The sequence below is a fragment of the Hirschia maritima DSM 19733 genome (assembly GCF_000378345.1).
GTDB classification, from domain to species: Bacteria; Pseudomonadota; Alphaproteobacteria; order Caulobacterales; family Hyphomonadaceae; genus Hirschia; species Hirschia maritima.
Window position 1 is genome coordinate 585,806 of the sequence record NZ_KB899545.1, and the last position, 18,755, is coordinate 604,560.

Genomic DNA, 18,755 nt, shown 5'->3' on the forward strand with positions numbered 1-18,755 from the left:
TTATTTCTCTTAGGGAACATAGGTTATTAAGCGTCGGGCTGGATTTCAGGCGATGCATTTTTAAACGCTTCAATATCCAGACAACAATTATAGATATCCATTATTCTAGGATATTTGGACTTCTCCACATCGTAACGAAGAGCATTATAAACCTGAGGAATCAAAACAATTTCGAATAGGGTGGGTTTTCCGAAAGGAAGCTTCTTAAAACCTTTTAATTCACTCAGTTTGTGTTCTAACGGCTCGAAAGCAGCATCTATCCAGTGACAATACCATAGAGTTTTTTCTTCAGGTTGAACTTGCAGCTCATCACTCAGATAATTTAATACTCTCAAATTATTGATCGCATGAATATCGGTAGATATTGCATACGCCAATTCTTTCATCTTCGTGTTTTCTATGACGTCCAAAAGAAAGAATGATGGTTCAGGATGTTTACTTTCCAGATAATCGATTATCGCTAGTGATTGCGTAAACCGACCATCAGAGGTTTCCAAAACCGGCAACGCACTTGCGGAGTTGATTTTCAGAAAACCTTCTTGTTTTTGCTCACCATCTTTGAGATTCACAAAAATTGGTTCGTAGCTCAAACCTTTTAAATTTAGAGCAATGCGCACACGATAGGATGTCGACGATCGAAAATACGTATATAACCGCACTAGGTTTCTCTCTCAATTTTCTCGTGAAGCCAAGCAGCATGTCGAGGAGCTTTTTTGGTCTTACTCCACTCGTCAAGCATTTCAGGAGCAACTTGTTTCAATTGACGCATTTGATCTTCTGTCCCGATATCCGCCGCCAATTCTAACCGATGCCCATTGGGGTCAAAGAAATATATAGATTTAAAGATGCCGTGATGCGTAGGCCCCAATACATCTAAACCTAAACTCTCCAAGTGTACTTTAGCTGCTAACAACGCATCCAAGCTTTCAACACGCATTGCAATATGCTGAACCCATTCAGGAGTGTTCTTGTCTCTTCCCATTATGGGTTGTTCAGGCAACTCAAAGAATGCAAGCACATTTCCATTCCCAGCTTCCATAAAGATATGCATGTAGGGGTCATACGCCCCCGTAGAGGGGACGTGGTCTTCTGCTATAGCCAACTGAAAGGTCATACCAAGCGCCTTTTGATAGAACTCTACAGTCTCTTTAGCGTCCTTGCAGCGGTATGCGACATGATGAAAACCCTGAAGATTTGGTGCAACGGTCATTACGCGTCCTCGTCAACTTTCAAGACTCCGCGATTAATCTGATCGCGCTCGATCGATTCAAACAGAGCCTTAAAATTACCTTCTCCAAATCCGTCATCGCCTTTGCGTTGAATAAATTCAAAGAAAACAGGTCCCAATTGAGTTTCTGAAAAGATTTGAAGCAGCAATCGAGGAGATCCACCTTCAGTTGTTCCATCAAGCAAGATACCGCGAGTACGGAATTCATCTATAGGTTCACCATGCCCAGGAAGACGCTCATCAATCATGTCATAATATGTAGAAGGGGGAGCTGTCATGAATGGAATACCCATAGCTTTTAGCTTATCCCAACATCCGATCAGATCGTCACAGCTAAATGCTATGTGTTGAATGCCTTCACCGCCGAAGTCGCGGAGGTATTCTTCAATTTGACCTTTTCCGCCTTCAGCCTCTTCATTTAGCGGAATTCTGATCTTACCATCAGGTGCGGTTAAAGCTTTAGATGTTAGGCCGGTATATTCGCCTTTAATGTCGAAATAACGTATTTCTTTGAAGTTGAACAAGCGCTCATAATAGTCAGCCCAATACGCCATGCGGCCGCCGTAAACATTGTGCGTTAAGTGATCGATGACATTGAACCCAGCGCCTACAGGGTTGCGATCAACACCTTCTAGATATTCAAAATCAATATCATAAATTGATAGACCATCTTGATAACGATCTATTAAATACACTACTGCTCCGCCAATTCCTCGAATTGCAGGAATTCTCAATTCCATTGGGCCAGTTTCCAACTCAACTGGTTCAGCCCCTTGCTCCAACAAATGATTGTAAGCTTTACGGGCATCTCTCACTCGAAACCCCATACCGCAAGCAGAAGGCCCATGTTCGCGAGCGAAGTATGAAGCAGGGGACTTTGGTTCATAATTCGCAATCATGTTAATTCCACCCTGTCTCCATAGGTGAACATCTTTGGTTCGGTGTGTCGCAACATGAGTAAACCCCATTGCGGTGAACACTTTTTCTAAAACACCTTTTTCAGGCGCGCTAAACTCAATAAATTCAAACCCGTCTAGACCGGCTGGATTTTCAAACAAATCGCTCATGGTGAAGTTCCCGTATTTTATTTGTGTTGATTTAAGCTTGCTTATCCAGAAAATACTTTTGTGTTCCACGATGGATTAAGTGATCTTCTGGAATTAAGTCTGAAGGCGAAAGATCGGTCAAACCCACGAGTTTTTCATAAACCCCTGTGAAGTCCTCATAACAATCTTTCAGTAGTGTTTCGAAGTCTGAAATGACGAAGTAAGTTTTTTGAAAATCATCAATTATGTAATTCGTTCTCATAACGCGCTCGCGGTCAAAACGAATTCGATTTGGAGAATGATCTTCCAGACAGAACTTACTTTCCTGCGGAGAGGACAAAATCCCCGCACCGAAGATACGCAAATCGCCATCTTCTTCAATCAGACCAAACTCGACAGTGTACCAATATATTCTCGCCAGATTGTGAAGTTGACCACGCTCTAGTGCAGCTTGCCCACCTTTTCCGTATGCTTGAATAAAGTCAGCAAAGGTAGGATCTGCCAACATAGGTACATGCCCAAATATATCGTGAAAAATATCTGGCTCTTGTAGATAATCAAACTCTTTTTCGGGACGAATAAAAGCACCGGCTGGAAAACGTCGATTTGCAAGGTGATCGAAGAACACGTCATCTGGAACTAAACCCGCTACAGGCACGACACGCCAACCAGTGATTGGCTCAAGTAGGTCACTCAACTTTTCCATATCTGGGATACCGGAAGCTGAGAGCTGCAATTCGTTCATTGCCTTAACAAATGCACTGCAAGCGCGTCCTGGAAGTATTTCCTGCATCCGTAAAAACAACCTATCCCAACGGTCGTGCTCCTCTGGAGAATAACTCTTCCAGTCTTGGTCAATGGTATAATCTGGTGCACGCTGAGCGTTGAAATAACGGTTTTTCTCCATCTCAGAAGAAGTCACACTATCATTAATGTCGATCGTTTGTTCCATCTGAAATTCTCCTCCCATATCTATTGAAGAGAGTACCAGAATCTTGTGAAAAATCTGACCAATAATTCAGGGTATTGCAAGTTATCGCAAAACATTTATTCTAATTAACAGGATTATATGGGAAAACAATTCATGTCATCAAAACTCAACGAAACAGACAAGAGCGTACTTCGAGCCATCCAGAATGACAGTGCTTCCAGCAGTCGTTCACTTGCAGAAAGTTTGGGTATGTCCCAGTCATCACTATGGCGGCGGATAAATGATCTTGAAAATCTAGGGGCTATCAAAAAGCGTGTAGCTTTGCTTGATGCGGACGTAGTAGGTCTTCCAGTCTGCGTGATAGTACAAGTAAACATGGTAAGCTATGAAGCATCCGCGCGAAAAGAATTTGAGAATTTTGTATCCACCATCCCCGAGATCACAACCTGTTATGCTATGACAGGTTCATATGATTATACGTTGACTGTTCAAACAGATTCTGTTGCGGGTTTCGAGGCATTGCACATGAATAAAATCCTCGCTCACCCCAGTGTTTCTGGTTCATCTTCCCAAATCGCACTCCGTTGCGTAAAGTACACAACGGAGCTTGCAATCTAGTTTGCTAGGCTGGCAGACACCTTATTCCTGGCAATGCAATGCGAATATCTTGTAATTCGTTTCGAAGAATGCACGCGTCATTCTCGAGAAAAACATAGAACAATTCTGGCTTTGAGAAACTCATACCATCGTATTCTGAAAGTCCAGTTGGAAGAACAGGTATGATATGAGCGTTGTCCACATCCACACCGCCGAGCTTTATTTTAGTACGACTTAAATGTTCAGCTATCGCACGCTTTACTTCTAGCTGGACACTCGAATTCCAATTGGAAATCCTTGCTTTAGTTTCCACTTGACTATCTCCCTGACCACTTGCGCAAGCGACAATGCAGGTCAGAATTGTTATCCCAACAACGGGTTTCAACATTCTACCGAACATTATTGAATACCATTGCATTATCAATCAGCTCTTCTTCGTCAGATTTTAATAATTCAATTTGAGAATGAGTTTCTGATGAATTTGTTTTTTGGAATCCATCGCCATTATTATCTGAAGAAGATACAGACGCGACAGGGCAGGCATTGTTTTCTCGATAGTATAAAGCTGTCTGAAGCATTGCTTCTTGATCATTTCCCAACTCATTTGAAAAATCATCATCAATTTCACAGCCAGGTACTTCTACAGCAAAATCACCGAAAACGTCAGGTGACTGGTAATTGTCAGCCACGAAACCGTGCTCATAACTACCAAAGCCCTTGGCATTTACAGATTGCATTTGAATCGAGAAATAAGTTGTTCCACAATTATCTTGAGAATAAAATCCAAATGGTTTTCCACATGTTGGTTCTGGACCAAAGAGAAAGACTTCTACATCAATTCCGCGTAATGAATTGATCAACAACTCACTTGCACTACATGTCCGTTCTGTACCCAACACATACACGCGCGACAAATTTAGGCTGCTCAGCGGTGTATTTGTTGGAAGACTAGAGAAGCCCAGAGTCGATGAATGAAAAGGAGTTGGAACATTCACACGTCCCGTAACCGGATCCAAATTACCAGCTTTTGAGTTAAAATTAGTTCTGGTAAAATCTTTTCCCGCGGTATTAGCTTCACCCGCAATACTGTATGACATCTGAGACGCGATATCGATAAAACCGCCGCCATTGTATCTTAAATCAACAATCAAATCCGTTACGGATTGGCTAGCTAAATCTTCAAATGCTTGAGCTATTTCGGCCTCAGCCTCGAAAGTACCGAAAGTATTCAATAGGATGTATCCGACATTCCCAGTGGGAGTTGAAATCACGCTAGATCTATTGACTGCTGCTTCAGAGACATCCTCAGAAACTATCGTCACCTCACGAGTATCCGTCGCTCCGGCGTCTCTAACAATTAGTGTGTGAGTCTCTCCAGCTGTACGAGGCTGCAGTGCATCAAAAAAAGTGTTCATTTCTGCCTGTGAAGGTGGATTTGCTGAAGATCCGTCAATGCGAACGCCATCAGCGCCAACTATAAAACTTCCTCTTGGCAGCTGCACTTGACCATTTAACTCTGCAGATGCTGGGGAATTAGGTTCATTGTAAACGACAAAATACTGGGTGATCATTCCCGCTACTTCGGTTGATCCATATTGAACCCCATATCCTGCGGTCGCGGCGGAAGTTCTTAACTCCAACACTCGGGCAGTATCTAGCTCGAAATGAAAATCGTCTTTTGGTTTTCCTGACGCCAATATTTCGTTTGTTTTTAAGAAACTAAAATATTGTTGTGCTGTCTCTGTTTGATTAGGGTCCCGATCCGCCACTTCATCAAACCAAAGATATGTTTCATCCGTCCAAGAACGCAGATACATTTTTTCATCAAAGCGCTCTCCCTGAGTATCAGGAAAAACATTCCCTTGAATATCTGAGCCAGAACGCGGGGATTCACATTTACTTTTAAACAAGGACGCCGCTTCATACACACCACTTGTCCATGTTGATCCGGGCTCAGGTGTCGGTGTTGGTGTAGGGGTGGGGGTTGGCGTGGGTACGACTGATACTGGAGGGGCGGCGGGGGAACTCCCACCACCTCCGCAAGCAAACAATGAAAAACACGACGCTAAAGCAAATGTATTTAGTAAACTTCGTTTCAATAACATAAAATCAATCCCCAACTCAAATCCAGCTAATCATAATAAAATCTCAACTTACAACTTATCAACCCAGAAATCACCAACAAACCACTCTAGGGCGAATTTCATCAAAATTAAGACAATTACTGACTTTCCTCCAAAAGATAACCTCAATCAATACTGGATATGGTCTGTAAAATCGATAAGGTAATTAACAAAACGATTTATAAGTGAGGATTTCTGTGACAGCACGTATCAGCTCTACTGGGCTCTGGACTCCACCAAACAGTATTTCAAATGACGAGTTAGTTGGAAGTTACAACGCATATGTTGAACAGTTTAATACTGAAAACGCAATCTCGATCGAAAATGGTGAAACAGAACCACTTAATCCATCTTCATCGGCATTTATCGAGAAAGCATCAGGTATCAAAGCTCGATACGTTCTTTCAAAGGACCCAATTCTGGACCCTAAAATTATGGAACCCAGAATCAAAGAAAGATCTAATGAAGAGATATCTGTTTTGGCCGAGATGGCAGTTTGGGCGGGAAGAGACGCATTAGAAAAAGCTGGCCGCGCTCCAGAAGAGGTAGATGCTGTAATTGTGGCATGCTCGAATCTCCAACGTGCATATCCAGCTATTGCTATTGAAGTTCAGAAATACCTAGGAACATCCGGTTTTGCTTTTGATATGAATGTCGCTTGTTCCTCCGCAACTTTTGGTATCGAAACAGCAAGAGGCCTGATAGCCGGCGGTCAGGCAAAATCTGTTCTCGTATGTAGCCCAGAAATATGCTCTGGGCACTTAAACTTCCAAGACCGTGACAGTCACTTCATATTTGGTGATGTTGCTACGGCGGTTCTTTTAGAATCTGAAGATATCGCACCGCCTAACAGCTGGGAAATCATCAGCGCTAAACTGGTCACCGAATTTTCCAATAATATAAGAAACAATTTTGGTTTCTTAAATCGAACTGCTCCCGACGGAGTTGGGAAACCCGACAAATTATTCGTTCAAAATGGCAGATCGGTCTTCAAAGAAGTCGTCCCTATGGTAGCTGATATGATCACCAAAGAACTTGCGGCAAACGATATCCCCCCAGAAAGCCTAAAACGGATGTGGCTTCACCAAGCCAACATCAACATGAATAATTTCATCGCGCAAAAAGTTCTCGGAAAAGACGCCGATCCAACCATGGCTCCGGTTGTGTTAGATGAATATGCAAATACATCATCGGCAGGTTCCATCATTGCTTTTGACAAGCACAATGACGATTTCAAGCCCGGAGACATTGGGCTTATTTGTTCATTTGGAGCTGGTTATAGTGCGGGTCTGATTCTCGTCAGAAAGTCATAGTCATTACCCAAGATTGATACTTCATTTTGAGAATAGTGCCCTGATAAATTATAAGTTGAAACTCCTGAGTAATGCGAGCAACTAGTGCTTACGCTCGAAGAATGGGATGAGGAGATTAAAACAAAAGTTTAGATACTTGAAATTTAAACTCAATGCTCTCTGAAGGCGATGCATGAGGGTGGAACTAAAAATTTTACGTTCCACCCTCATGAGAGATAACGATAAACATGTTGCGGATCATAAATTGAGAAGCTTTGCACCTTAAATGTTTAGTAAAACAATAAGCACCTGTTTAATATTAATTATTTCAATTTTTTATGTGCATAATATAATCCCGCAAAATTTGATAGGCACCCAATCACCCTTAAATGCGTTGGGAGCCAACGGATTCAATGGAAAACACGCAATGCTTTTTTATTGCCATGATGCCTGCCTCCTTGCCTCGAATAGGTCGTAGAGATTTGTGCCGATTATTCTAACTTGACTCTTATCAAAAAAAGAACAAAGATAGAACAAATGGCCATCCCATCCCATATATCAGACCAGTTAGTGTCCTTAGCAAGATCAGTTTCTAATACAGAAAAGGCGACTGATTTCCCCTTTGGATTTGGACAAATTGGTGTCCATGAATGTATAGCGCATGAGTTTGGAGATATGACAGCTATAACGGGGTTTGCATTGACAAATGTCAAATCCGAAGGTGCGGTTTTATGGGTTAGACAATACCGGATTGCTCAAGAACATGGGACTATATTGAAGAGTGGAAGCGCTGCATTTCAGCACATAAAATCACACTGTCTGCATGTCAAAACCTCCAAACGTATGGATGCACTTTGGGCGATTGAAGAGGGAATAAAGTCTGGCACTGTGAGTTTGGTGATCGGTGAAGTGGATGAAGCTGATTTCACCGCAACACGTCGTCTAAAATTAGCAAGTGAACGCTATGGTGTGCCTGTTGTGTTGCTTATGCCTCATACTCGTGAGGGCATTAGCGCATGCGAAACCCAATGGCGGATCAGTACGCAGCCTTCAGCTTTAAATCCATATGACACCAAAGGGGTGGGAAAATCTCGATGGCAAGCTACATTAGAGCGATGTCGTCTTGCGCCAGAACATGTCGGTGAGGTGTTCGATCTGGAGTATGATGATGAAACGCTATCTTTATGTGTGGTTTCCCGCATGGGCATTGGATCGCTTGAGAAGGGAAAAATGTCAAAAATTACAAGAGAGGCCGTCCCATTCAGAAAAACCGCTTAAACTCCTTCCTTTTGTTCTAGTTGAAAGAGGAACACATGGTGTGCGTGTGGTAGTAGCTAATCGCATAGCTCAAACGTTAAATATTCACGCTGGATTAGCTTTCACTGATGCCCGCGCACGCGCACCAAACCTTGTGTTTGAAGAAATAGACCGAGATGCAGATAGACTAGCTTTACAAAAGCTTGCAAATTGGATGGTACGCTTTTCGCCGCGTGTCAGTGTTATTAGTGACGACGCCATTGTGATGGATGTTACGGGTATAAATCACTTATTTGATGATGAAGCCTCTTTGGGTAAGCTGGTCCAGGCGCGTTTGAGTGACAATGGGTATGCATCTTACATTGCTATTGCGGATACGTTAGGCGCTGCACATGCGTTAGCCCGATTTTCAACAAAACGGGAACATGCCTTCATATCATGTTCTGGAGATGAAAAACAAGATTTGGCAGGCCTGCCGACAAGAGCTTTACGTTTATCTGAACCGACTACCCAATTATTGAGACGATTTGGTTTAACGCGTATTGGACAGCTTTATGAATTGAATCGCAAAGCATTGGCGCGGAGGTTTGCATCGCGTGAAGCAGCGGATGCCGTGGTGCTGAGATTGGATCAGGCATTAGGTATACGCCATGAGCCTATAAAGCCTACCATTGCAGAGCCTGAATGGGTCATGCGTTTGCCATGCCCCGAACCTGTAGCAGCACAAGAAGGTGTTGAATATGCGCTAGATCAGCTTTTGTCTCAACTTTGTCGCAAGCTAAATAATCATGGCGTAGGTGCACGTGATTTTTACTTCTATGCGTTTTGTACGGATGGAAAAAGTTCTCACATTCGTGTGTCATCTGCCAACGCTGTGCGAGATACAAAGCATATCAAGCGGCTACTGAAAGAGCATATAGATACAATCAATCCCGGTTTTGGCATTGATATGTTTATGCTTGCTGCCGCGCGGACTGAAAGTCTGGATCATGATGCGAGGCCTCTATCTGCTGAGATGGTTGGAAATTTTGATGAGGAGGCTTTTATACGCCTTGCTGATCGACTGGCCGTTCGCTTGGGTGAAAAAGCGGTGCAAATGCCAACCTTCTATCAAAGCCACGTACCAGAGCGAGCGGAAAGCTTTGCAAAATTTGACACATCCTTGATGAAGGAGGAGAGCGTCTCTTCTAACGCAGGACCACGGCCTTTACGATTATTTGAAACACCAGAGCATGTAGAGGTGATGGCTGAGGTACCAGATGGTCCACCAGCGCGTCTGATATGGCGACGTGTCATGCGCAAAATAGTACGCGCAGACGGCCCAGAACGGATCGCGCCGGAATGGTGGAAATTGTCAGAGAAGGGTGCGCGTGCACGTGATTATTATCGCATAGAGGATGAAGAAGGCTATCGTTACTGGATTTATCGAAATGGACTTTATGATGATAATCGCGGCGGACCACCTCAATGGTATGTGCATGGGATGTTTACGTGAATATGTCTTATGCTGAACTTGCCGTTACAACGAATTTCTCTTTCCTACGCGGTGCCAGCCATGCTGAGGAGTTAGTTACACAAGCTAAAGCGCTAGGCTTATGTGCGATTGGTATTGCTGATCGAAATACATTAGCGGGTGTTGTGCGGGCACATGTCGCAGCCAAAGAACATGGTATGCGATTGCTTTCAGGTGTGCGTCTGGAACTCAACGATGGTATCAGCCTGTTATGCTATCCAACAGATAGAGCCGCTTATGGGCGATTATCGCATTTACTGTCGGAAGGTAAGATGCGTGCCCCTAAAGGGGAATGTCATATTTCACTTGATGATGTGGTTGCAAAGCGTGCAGGGCAGATTTTTATTATTATTCCACCTGCAAATTGGGATGAAGACTTTGAGCAGAAATTAAAGACATGCACAGAAGTTTTTTCCACGCAATTGTATGTCGCGGCAACTTATCTTCATGGTGGTAAGAACCGAGAAAGACTTGCGCGGTTAAATGCATTGGCAAGTCAATATAATGTGCCATTGCTCGCCACAAATGATGTACTTTATCACGCGCCCCATAGGCGTCCGTTACAAGACATTCTGACCTGTATTCGAGAGCATGTTTCACTAGATCAAGCAGGTTATTTGCTTGAAGCTAATGCCGAGCGATACCTTAAACCACCGGAAGAAATCATGCGTCTCTTTAAAGGCTTTGAGGAGGCAATCAAAAATACGCATAAAGTTGTAGATGCATGTCAATTTTCTCTCGATGAATTGCGCTATGAATATCCTGATGAACCGGTACCTAAAGGTAAAACCCCGCAGGAACATTTGGTTGATATTACATGGCAAGGAGCGAGATGGCGTTACCCTCAAGGAGTACCGGAGAAAGTCCAAAAGTCTTTGAGTTATGAGCTGGATCTCATTGGTGAACTGAATGTCGCGCAATACTTTTTAACAGTGCATGATATTGTGAAATGGGCGCGTCAGCAGGATATTTTATGTCAGGGGCGCGGATCTGCGGCGAATTCAGTCGTGTGTTATTGTCTGGGTGTGACCAGCGTTGATCCATCAGTTCATAATCTTCTCTTTGATCGTTTCTTGTCCCGCGAGCGTAAGGAGCCACCTGATATTGATGTGGATTTTGAGCATGAACGTCGCGAGGAAGTGATTCAATATGTTTATGAGCGTTATGGACGTCATCGAGCAGCGTTAACTGCCACTGTGATTAGCTATCGCCCGCGTTCGGCTGTGCGTGAGGTGTGTAAAGCTTTTGGACTGAGTGAGGATGTTGCGACTGCATTGGCGAAAACAAATTGGGGTGCATATGGCAAAACCATATCGGATAAACAGGCAAGTGAAAGCGGGCTAGATCCTCGCAATGAAACTATTCGCCGTGTACTGTATTTCACGCGGCAATTGATCGGATTTCCGCGCCATTTATCTCAACATGTAGGCGGTTTTGTTCTTACGCAAGGACCATTAATTGAGACTGTTCCTATAGGTAATGCAGCGATGGATGATCGCACTTTTATTGAATGGGATAAAGATGATATTGATGCACTAGGTATTATGAAGGTGGATGTGCTGGCGCTCGGCATGCTGAGCTGTATTCGCAAATGCTTTGATATGCTCAGGCTTTACAAAGGGTTGGATTATAATTTGGCGAGTGTGCCACAAGATGATTCAGCTGTGTATGACATGCTATGCGAAGCCGATAGCATAGGTGTGTTTCAGGTGGAAAGTCGTGCTCAAATGAGCATGTTGCCACGTTTAAGGCCACGAACCTTTTATGATTTGGTGATTGAAGTTGCGATTGTGCGTCCTGGCCCCATACAAGGGGATATGGTGCACCCTTATTTACGGCGTAGAAAAGGTATTGAGAAGGTTAGCTATCCATCTCCCGCGCCTCAACATGGCCCCGCTGATGAACTTGAAAACATCCTCAAACGCACATTGGGGGTTCCGTTGTTTCAGGAGCAAGCCATGCAAGTGGCAATTGATGCGGCCAAGTTCACAGCCGATGAAGCCAATGGGCTACGCAAAGCTATGGCAACGTTCCGGCGTAATGGAACGATGGGATTATACGAAGATAAATTTATCAATGGGTTGGTAGGGCGTGGATATAAACCAGATTTTGCGCAAGCGTGTTTTGATCAGGTGAAAGGCTTTGGAGATTACGGATTTCCAGAAAGCCATGCTGCCAGTTTCGCTTTGCTGGTTTACATATCTTCTTGGCTGAAATGTCATCATCCAGAAGTTTTTTGTGCAGCTATATTAAATTCTCAACCTATGGGGTTTTATGCACCTGCTCAATTGGTCCGCGATGCACGTGAGCATGATGTGGAAGTACGTGCAGCTGATATAAATTATTCCAATTGGGATAATATCTTAGAACCTAAAGAAGACGGTCGTTTTGCTGTGCGTTTGGGGCTGAGGCAAATAGATGGAATGAGCGAAGCGCAGGTGGAAATTCTGGAAGATTTGCGGGCTGGAGGATATGAAACACCAGAAGATTTACGTCAGCGTACGGGTTTGCCGCGAAATGTATTAGAGAAACTAGCAGCCGCTGATGCATTCCGGTCAATGGCATTAGCTCGACGTGAAGCGTTATGGGCGATACGTGGACAAACACAGGACGTACCAACGCAATTATTTGCGTGTTCGAACGTAAAAGAACAGGGTAACGAAACGGAGGTTAAACTTCCGAAAATGCCAATGTCTGAGCATGTTATTCAAGATTATCATTCTACGCGATTGTCCTTGAAGGCTCATCCGGTCTCGTTTCTAAGGGAGAGATATCAGAAATTAGGTATTCGTACGACCGAAGAGATATATGACTTACCTAGCGGGTCTCGCGTGATGGTGGCGGGTATTGTACTTGTGCGTCAACGGCCCGGTACGGCATCAGGTATTGTTTTTGTAACGCTTGAAGATGAAACAGGCGTAGCTAATTTGATTGTGTGGCCCAAAGTGATGGAACGTTTTCGACCTGTCGTGATGGGAGCTTATCTTATTGCTGTGAAGGGGCGTGTGCAAACAGCGGATAATGTAACGCATATTCTCGCGGAAGAAGTTATAGACCGTACACTTGATCTGGAGTTCCTGACAGAAGATACACAAAATGTTTGCGTTAAAGATGGGGAAGTGAAGAATTGGCCTGTCTATGCATTAAAGTCGGAGATTGCGCGACATCCGCGTAATGTTCGAGCTATTCCAACAAGCCGAGATTTTCATTAATGGAATAAACTTATTTAAATTAAGACACGCAGTTTATGCGGCTCATGGAAATAGCGTACATCGGAATGAAAAAACTGAACTTCAAAAATTGGTGCTAAAAATAGCCGTTCCGAGACATTTAGAATACTGTCGAGAAAATGGATTTAGAACTCCCCAAACCACATTACCCTTCAGGATATTAGATGATTTTTCGTGCTTAGTTGAAGTAAATGGTGCCGTCGGGGAGAATTGAACTCCCGACCTCAGCCTTACCAAGGATGCGCTCTACCACTGAGCTACGACGGCACTTTTAAACGCTGAAGATCAAAATATTCTGCAGCGAGGCAATCGCATAGCTTATCTAATCATTGAAGAAAAGGGCTAAGATGGTTAAGAGGGTAAAATCATGTGTGAGAAAAACAAAAAAAATGCGAAAAAGTCTCCGCCTTCAACCAAAGAAGCAAGGTTGTCGGAGGCACTACGCGCCAATTTGAGACGTAGGAAAGCTGCAACGAAAAAAATGCAGAATACTAATCGACCAAATTCTTCGAGCACAACTGATGAATAAACCGGATAGAATATCCTTAACTGCGCCTTGTTTGCGCCTTGAATTTAGGCTTACGTCCCCCTTATGGACAAACTCGTAATTACAGGTAACGGCCCTTTAAAAGGTGAGATACTCATCTCTGGGGCTAAGAATTCAGCACTAAAGCTAATGGTAGCATGCCTATTAACGGATGAACCCTTAGTGCTTTCCCGCATGCCAAATCTGGCGGATACTCGGTTCCTTTCTGAACTTTTGGCTTCGTTAGGTGTTGAAGTATATTGGCCTCGTGGTGAAAATACTTGTCACTTGAATGCAGCGACGCTCAAAACAACTATCGCCCCGTATGAACAAGTTAGAAAAATGCGAGCTAGCTTTAATGTACTAGGCCCCTTACTCGCGCGAGAAGGCCACGCGACTGTGTCGCTACCAGGCGGCTGTGCAATCGGCGCAAGACCTGTAGACCTTCACCTTCAAGCATTCGAAGCTATGGGTGCAGACATTGTAATTGAAGAGGGCTATGTAAAAGCCGCTGCAATTCGTGGTCTCAAAGGGGCAGAAATCGAATTTCCTTTTCCATCTGTTGGCGCGACTGAGCACACAATGCTAACCGCGACACTCGCTAAAGGGGTCACAACGATTAAAAACGCAGCTTGTGAGCCTGAAATAGAAGATCTAGCTGATTGCTTAAACGCAATGGGAGCCAAGATTTCTGGTGCAGGCACAAGCACAATAGAAATCGAAGGTGTTAGCAAGCTAAACGGTCACAAACATTTAGTAATGGCTGATCGAATCGAAGCGGGTACATACGCGATGGCAGTGGCTGCTACCGGCGGAGATGTATTATTGCGAGATGCGCCCGTCGAAGGGCTCTCCGCTATGATTGAGAGTTTAGAAAAAGCCGGTGTATCAGCAATGCCAGAAGAAAGTGGCCTGCGCATCCAGAGAGCTGAGGGCCGATTAAAGCCCGTCGACATCAACACTGCGCCACACCCAGGCTTTCCAACGGACTTACAAGCCCAATTCATGGCCCTTATGACTACCGCAGACGGCGAATCAACTATTAGAGAAAATATCTTCGAAAACCGTTTTATGCATGTGCCTGAATTATCTCGTCTTGGAGCCAAAATTCAAGTTAAAGGAAATGAGGCAATTGTAACCGGCGTTGATGAACTCAAAGCCGCCCCTGTGATGGCGACGGATCTACGTGCATCCGTTTCACTAGTGATTGCAGGACTAGTTGCAACAGGAACCACAACAGTTAGCAGAGTCTATCATTTGGATCGCGGTTTCGAACGCCTGGAAGAAAAGCTTGAAGCGTGCGGCGGTAAAGTTATTCGGGAAACTGAATAGAGAATTGCAAAAATCAAGTAATTATGGTCTAGCAACATACCGCTAAGACTAAACTTGAAACGGATCTGTAAGATGAAAAAGCCATCTTCTCTTAGGCTCTTTGCCGAAGACAATGAAGGTCTAGAAGTTATTTCATCCATGACTCAGGATGGATTGGCGAAAATGACTGGTTTATCTTATCAGCCTAAGGTCCGTCGTTTTGCAATAGAAATGAACCGGTTCAATTGGGAAATTCTGTCTTCAAAAAAGCGTTATTTTCGTACATTATCCATGTTAGCAATAGATAGCGTTCTTAAGGTTCGAAGTCGCAACATTCCCTCTAAATCATCAAGTGAAATCATTTCTCTTCTTGCCATTTCATTTACAAAAAACAATGAAGAACAACCGGATGGTGTAATTCATCTAAGTTTTTCAAATAATATTGAAATGGAGTTGGAAGTTGAATGCTTGGACGTGTCTCTAATAGACAGCGATTCAAGCTGGCCAACCTTAAAAAAGCCAAAGCACAAAGACCCCAAGAAAGCTTAATCATGGCACGCCGATTTAACCTCGTCGAGAATCCATCAGAATTTGATGAATTCCGTAAATTTATCAAAGAACCACGAGGCGGCGGTAGCGCCGACGTCTCAGTTGCACAAAACATAGTTGACGACGTAAAAAAGAGAGGCTCTGCCGCTGTAGTAGAGTACACAACTCGGTTCGACAAACTTGATATCGATAATGAAACACTTTCCAGCTCCAAAGTAGAGCTGGAAAAATTAGCTAAAAAATGTCCTGACGATGTCAAAAAAGCAATTGATTTCGCCGCAAAACGCATCACAGCTTATCACGCCGAGCAGCTCCCCAAAGCCCACCGTTATGTCGATGAAATCGGTGCAGATATGGCTTGGCGTTGGAACGCAATTGAAGCTGTAGGATTATACGTCCCAGGCGGACGTGCAAGCTATCCTAGTTCTGTACTCATGAATGCTATTCCAGCAAAAGTAGCTGGCGTCGAACGAATGGTTATGGTCGCTCCGGCACCAGAAGGCGTTCTAAACCCCGCTGTCGCTTATGCAGCAATCACAGTAGGGATCACTGAGTATTACCCCATAGGCGGGGCACAAGCTGTTGCTGCTCTTGCTTATGGCGCAGGGCCTATTAAACCTGTCGATAAGATCGTGGGCCCAGGGAATGCCTTCGTAGCGGCAGCAAAACGTATTGTGTTCGGTGATGTAGGCATAGATACAATAGCCGGCCCGTCGGAAATCACTGTCGTTGCAGACGATCAAAACAATCCAGATTGGATCGCGGCGGATCTATTGTCTCAATGTGAACACGACCCCGCAGCCCAATCCATCCTAATTACTGATAAAAAAGAATACGCTGACTTGGTTTCAAAAGCGGTGGATTCGCAGTTAAAAACTCTTCAAACGACTGAAACTGCAACAACTTCTTGGAATAATCATGGAGCAATCGTTGTTGCTCCCCCAGATTTAAGTGCAAAACTTGTCGATGTAATCGCACCGGAACACGTCGAGTTTGCTGTGGAAAATCCCGAAGAGTTGGTCGAATCAGTCAAACATGCGGGTGCTATGTTTGTGGGCAGATATGCCTCAGAAGCACTCGGTGACTATGTGACTGGTTCTAATCACGTTCTGCCTACATCAGGTGCTGCCCGCTTTTCATCAGGGCTTTCTGCATTAGATTTCATGAAAAGAACATCTATCCAACGGATAGGGATTGATGCTTTCGCTGCTTTGTCGGAAGCTGCCGAAACTTTGGCGCTCGCCGAAGGATTACCGGCACACGCGAGATCAGTGTCCATTCGCACAAACAAGCCCAGAGCGGAATAATGGATGAGAAAAACAGAATAGCGTCAATTCATCTGGATGACGAAACCTTATCAGCAGCAGGTCCCGATGCAGAACACGAGCGTCGTGTAGCTATTTTTGACCTCATTGAAGATAACTTCTTTAAAGTGGAAGGGGTTGAACCTTCAGGGCCATACGACATCACACTGTCGTTGATGGACCAAAAATTGGTTTTCGCTATTAGAAACCCAAGCGCTGAAGAAATGAAATTTATAATGTCGTTGATGCCGTTTAAACGGATAATCAAAGACTATTTTCAAATTTGCCAAAGTTACCATGATGCAATTCGTTCTTCGTCTCCAACACGAATAGAAGCTATTGATATGGGGCGCCGCAGTTTGCACAATGAGGGGTCTGAATTGTTATCCCAAAGGTTGGATGGCAAAGTTCAACTCGACTTTGATACATCAAGACGCCTATTTACGTTGATCTGCGCACTTCACCAAAAAGGCGGCCCTGTATAATGGTCGACCAAACAGACATTCAATCTGTTCTATTCCTATGCACATTTAATGCTGTGCGCTCAGTAATGGCGGAAGCGCTGCTTAAATCAACTTACGGAAAGATTTACACTCAATCAGCAGGGGTTCATGCAGGAGAAGATGCAGACATCTTCGTTACGGCTGTATTAAAAGATGTAGGCATTGATGTTTCAACTCATGAACCTCGCGCTCTTCGAGAATTGGATGAAGGCAGTTTCGATTTAATTATTACCCTGTCTGAGGAAGCCTACAGTTACGCAATTCAAGAAACTCGCACCGAATCGGTAGACATAGAGTTCTGGCCGACATACGACGCTACTCAGACAAAAGGGGCTCGCGCCACTAAAATTGCAGCGTATAGCGAAGTAAGAGATCAATTATTGGCGAAAATCAAAGATAGATTCGCAAAATAGATGAAAATCTGATTATAAGCCCTTATTATATTATTGCGAACCGCATTCTGGTACGCGTAGCCGATCGAGGAGTATATGGCGAAAGAAGAATTATTAGAGTTTTCAGGAACAATTGTTGAATTGCTTCCCAACGCGACTTTCCGCGTAAAACTCGAAAACGACCACGAAATCATTGCCCATACAGCGGGCAAAATGCGTAAAAACCGCATCCGTGTTCTGACTGGTGACAAAGTCCTAGTTGAAATGACACCATATGACCTGACTAAAGGTCGTATTACTTACCGTTTCAAATAATACATTCTGTGACGGAATTAGCGCCTGATAATCAGACGTCTACACTGCCGCAAAGGCTTGTACTGGCTAGTGCAAGTCCGCGGCGGCGTGATCTGCTAGCTCAAATTGGAATATCGCCTGATGCGATCCTACCAGCGGACATTGATGAAACGCCTTTAAAGGGCGAATTGCCGCGTTTGTTAGCCAAGAGATTAGCTCACGAAAAATGTGCTGAAGTTATAAAGCTTTCCAATGAACCTTCTTACATAATCGCAGCGGATACAGTGGTCGCTGTAGGCCGGAGAGCATTGCCAAAGGCAGAGTCTGAAGCCGAGGCACGTCAATGCCTAGAATTATTGTCAGGTAGATCACATCGAGTATATACAGGCCTGAGCATTGCAACACCATCTGGAAAACAAGTTACCAAACTTATTGAAACGCGCGTCACCTTTAAACGAATTTCGTTAGAGGAACAAAACGACTATTTATTAAGCGGAGAATGGAACGGAAAAGCCGGCGGGTACGCTATACAAGGGCTTGCTGCAACATTTGTATCCAATATAACTGGATCCTACACTTCTATAGTTGGACTCCCACTTTACGAAACCTACTTAACATTGCGTGGATTGGGATACGTTCCCAGATTAAAAGGATGACTC

18 protein-coding genes and 1 tRNA gene are annotated in these 18,755 nt (G+C 44.1%); 12 read left to right on the forward strand and 7 right to left on the reverse strand.

The window, feature by feature from the left end; translation table 11 throughout:
• Window positions 1-26: 26 nt before the first annotated feature.
• From maiA to phhA, 4 genes are read right to left on the reverse strand one after another with little or no spacing between them, the layout of a single operon-like run.
• Window positions 27-659, reverse strand: a complete 633-nt coding sequence (gene maiA / locus F551_RS0108120) for a maleylacetoacetate isomerase (RefSeq protein ID WP_018997005.1) — start codon at window positions 657-659, stop codon at window positions 27-29.
• A complete protein-coding gene (locus tag F551_RS0108125) occupies window positions 659-1,210 on the reverse strand; it encodes a VOC family protein (RefSeq protein WP_018997006.1) in 552 nt (183 codons plus the stop codon). Before F551_RS0108125 ends, maiA begins: the two co-directional genes overlap by 1 nt.
• Window positions 1,210-2,295 carry a 4-hydroxyphenylpyruvate dioxygenase gene (gene hppD, locus F551_RS0108130; RefSeq protein WP_018997007.1) on the reverse strand — a complete coding sequence of 362 codons (1,086 nt, stop codon included), beginning with the start codon at window positions 2,293-2,295 and terminating at the stop codon, window positions 1,210-1,212. Before hppD ends, F551_RS0108125 begins: the two co-directional genes overlap by 1 nt.
• Before the next feature lie 31 nt (window positions 2,296-2,326).
• Entirely contained in the window at window positions 2,327-3,226 is a 900-nt protein-coding gene (phhA, locus tag F551_RS0108135) for a phenylalanine 4-monooxygenase (RefSeq protein ID WP_018997008.1), read from the reverse strand.
• A 132-nt stretch (window positions 3,227-3,358) separates the two neighbouring features.
• Between phhA and F551_RS0108140 the strand changes: the two genes are divergently transcribed.
• A complete protein-coding gene (locus F551_RS0108140; protein ID WP_018997009.1) occupies window positions 3,359-3,823 on the forward strand; it encodes an Lrp/AsnC family transcriptional regulator in 465 nt (154 codons plus the stop codon).
• Between the two features lie 4 nt (window positions 3,824-3,827).
• On the opposite strand, the gene F551_RS0108145 is transcribed toward F551_RS0108140, so the two are convergent.
• Together F551_RS0108145 and F551_RS0108150 are read right to left on the reverse strand one after the other, a co-directional pair.
• Complete coding sequence (locus F551_RS0108145; protein ID WP_018997010.1) at window positions 3,828-4,202, reverse strand: hypothetical protein; 375 nt, start codon at window positions 4,200-4,202, stop codon at window positions 3,828-3,830.
• A complete protein-coding gene (locus F551_RS0108150; RefSeq protein ID WP_018997011.1) occupies window positions 4,192-5,907 on the reverse strand; it encodes a S41 family peptidase in 1,716 nt (571 codons plus the stop codon). Before F551_RS0108150 ends, F551_RS0108145 begins: the two co-directional genes overlap by 11 nt.
• A 215-nt stretch (window positions 5,908-6,122) precedes the next feature.
• Here F551_RS0108150 and F551_RS0108155 point away from each other — a divergent pair, with 215 nt between their 5' ends.
• The 4 genes from F551_RS0108155 (at window position 6,123) to F551_RS0108170 (ending at window position 13,199) form a co-directional block, all read left to right on the forward strand.
• Window positions 6,123-7,238 carry a beta-ketoacyl-ACP synthase III gene (locus tag F551_RS0108155; protein ID WP_018997012.1) on the forward strand — a complete coding sequence of 372 codons (1,116 nt, stop codon included), beginning with the start codon at window positions 6,123-6,125 and terminating at the stop codon, window positions 7,236-7,238.
• Between the two features lie 516 nt (window positions 7,239-7,754).
• Window positions 7,755-8,495, forward strand: coding sequence for an ImuA family protein (locus F551_RS0108160; RefSeq protein WP_033404718.1), 741 nt, complete (start codon window positions 7,755-7,757; stop codon window positions 8,493-8,495).
• A gap of 40 nt (window positions 8,496-8,535) precedes the next feature.
• Entirely contained in the window at window positions 8,536-9,969 is a 1,434-nt protein-coding gene (locus F551_RS0108165; RefSeq protein ID WP_018997014.1) for a Y-family DNA polymerase, read from the forward strand.
• 2 nt (window positions 9,970-9,971) lie between these two features.
• Window positions 9,972-13,199 (forward strand): error-prone DNA polymerase, encoded by a 3,228-nt coding sequence (locus tag F551_RS0108170; RefSeq protein WP_018997015.1) that lies wholly within the window; start codon window positions 9,972-9,974, stop codon window positions 13,197-13,199.
• A gap of 210 nt (window positions 13,200-13,409) precedes the next feature.
• Here the strand turns inward: F551_RS0108170 and F551_RS0108180 are convergent.
• A tRNA-Thr gene (locus tag F551_RS0108180) sits at window positions 13,410-13,484 on the reverse strand.
• A gap of 325 nt (window positions 13,485-13,809) precedes the next feature.
• Between F551_RS0108180 and murA the strand changes: the two genes are divergently transcribed.
• The 7 genes from murA (at window position 13,810) to F551_RS0108220 (ending at window position 18,752) form a co-directional block, all read left to right on the forward strand.
• The gene (gene murA, locus F551_RS0108190) at window positions 13,810-15,075 is read left to right on the forward strand and encodes a UDP-N-acetylglucosamine 1-carboxyvinyltransferase (protein ID WP_018997017.1); all 1,266 of its coding nucleotides are present in this window, start codon (window positions 13,810-13,812) and stop codon (window positions 15,073-15,075) included.
• Window positions 15,076-15,147: 72 nt separating this feature from the next.
• Window positions 15,148-15,603: a DUF2948 family protein gene (locus F551_RS0108195; protein WP_018997018.1), complete on the forward strand. Its 456-nt coding sequence runs from the start codon at window positions 15,148-15,150 to the stop codon at window positions 15,601-15,603.
• A gap of 2 nt (window positions 15,604-15,605) precedes the next feature.
• The gene (gene hisD, locus F551_RS0108200; RefSeq protein ID WP_018997019.1) at window positions 15,606-16,910 is read left to right on the forward strand and encodes a histidinol dehydrogenase; all 1,305 of its coding nucleotides are present in this window, start codon (window positions 15,606-15,608) and stop codon (window positions 16,908-16,910) included.
• Window positions 16,910-17,392: a UPF0262 family protein gene (locus tag F551_RS0108205; protein ID WP_018997020.1), complete on the forward strand. Its 483-nt coding sequence runs from the start codon at window positions 16,910-16,912 to the stop codon at window positions 17,390-17,392. Before hisD ends, F551_RS0108205 begins: the two co-directional genes overlap by 1 nt.
• The gene (locus tag F551_RS0108210; protein ID WP_018997021.1) at window positions 17,392-17,823 is read left to right on the forward strand and encodes a protein-tyrosine-phosphatase; all 432 of its coding nucleotides are present in this window, start codon (window positions 17,392-17,394) and stop codon (window positions 17,821-17,823) included. The genes F551_RS0108205 and F551_RS0108210 overlap by 1 nt, the downstream gene beginning before the upstream one ends.
• Window positions 17,824-17,898: 75 nt before the next feature.
• Entirely contained in the window at window positions 17,899-18,117 is a 219-nt protein-coding gene (gene infA / locus F551_RS0108215; RefSeq protein ID WP_015827604.1) for a translation initiation factor IF-1, read from the forward strand.
• An 8-nt stretch (window positions 18,118-18,125) separates the two neighbouring features.
• Window positions 18,126-18,752, forward strand: coding sequence for a Maf family nucleotide pyrophosphatase (locus F551_RS0108220; protein ID WP_018997022.1), 627 nt, complete (start codon window positions 18,126-18,128; stop codon window positions 18,750-18,752).
• The last annotated feature ends 3 nt before the right edge of the window (window positions 18,753-18,755 follow it).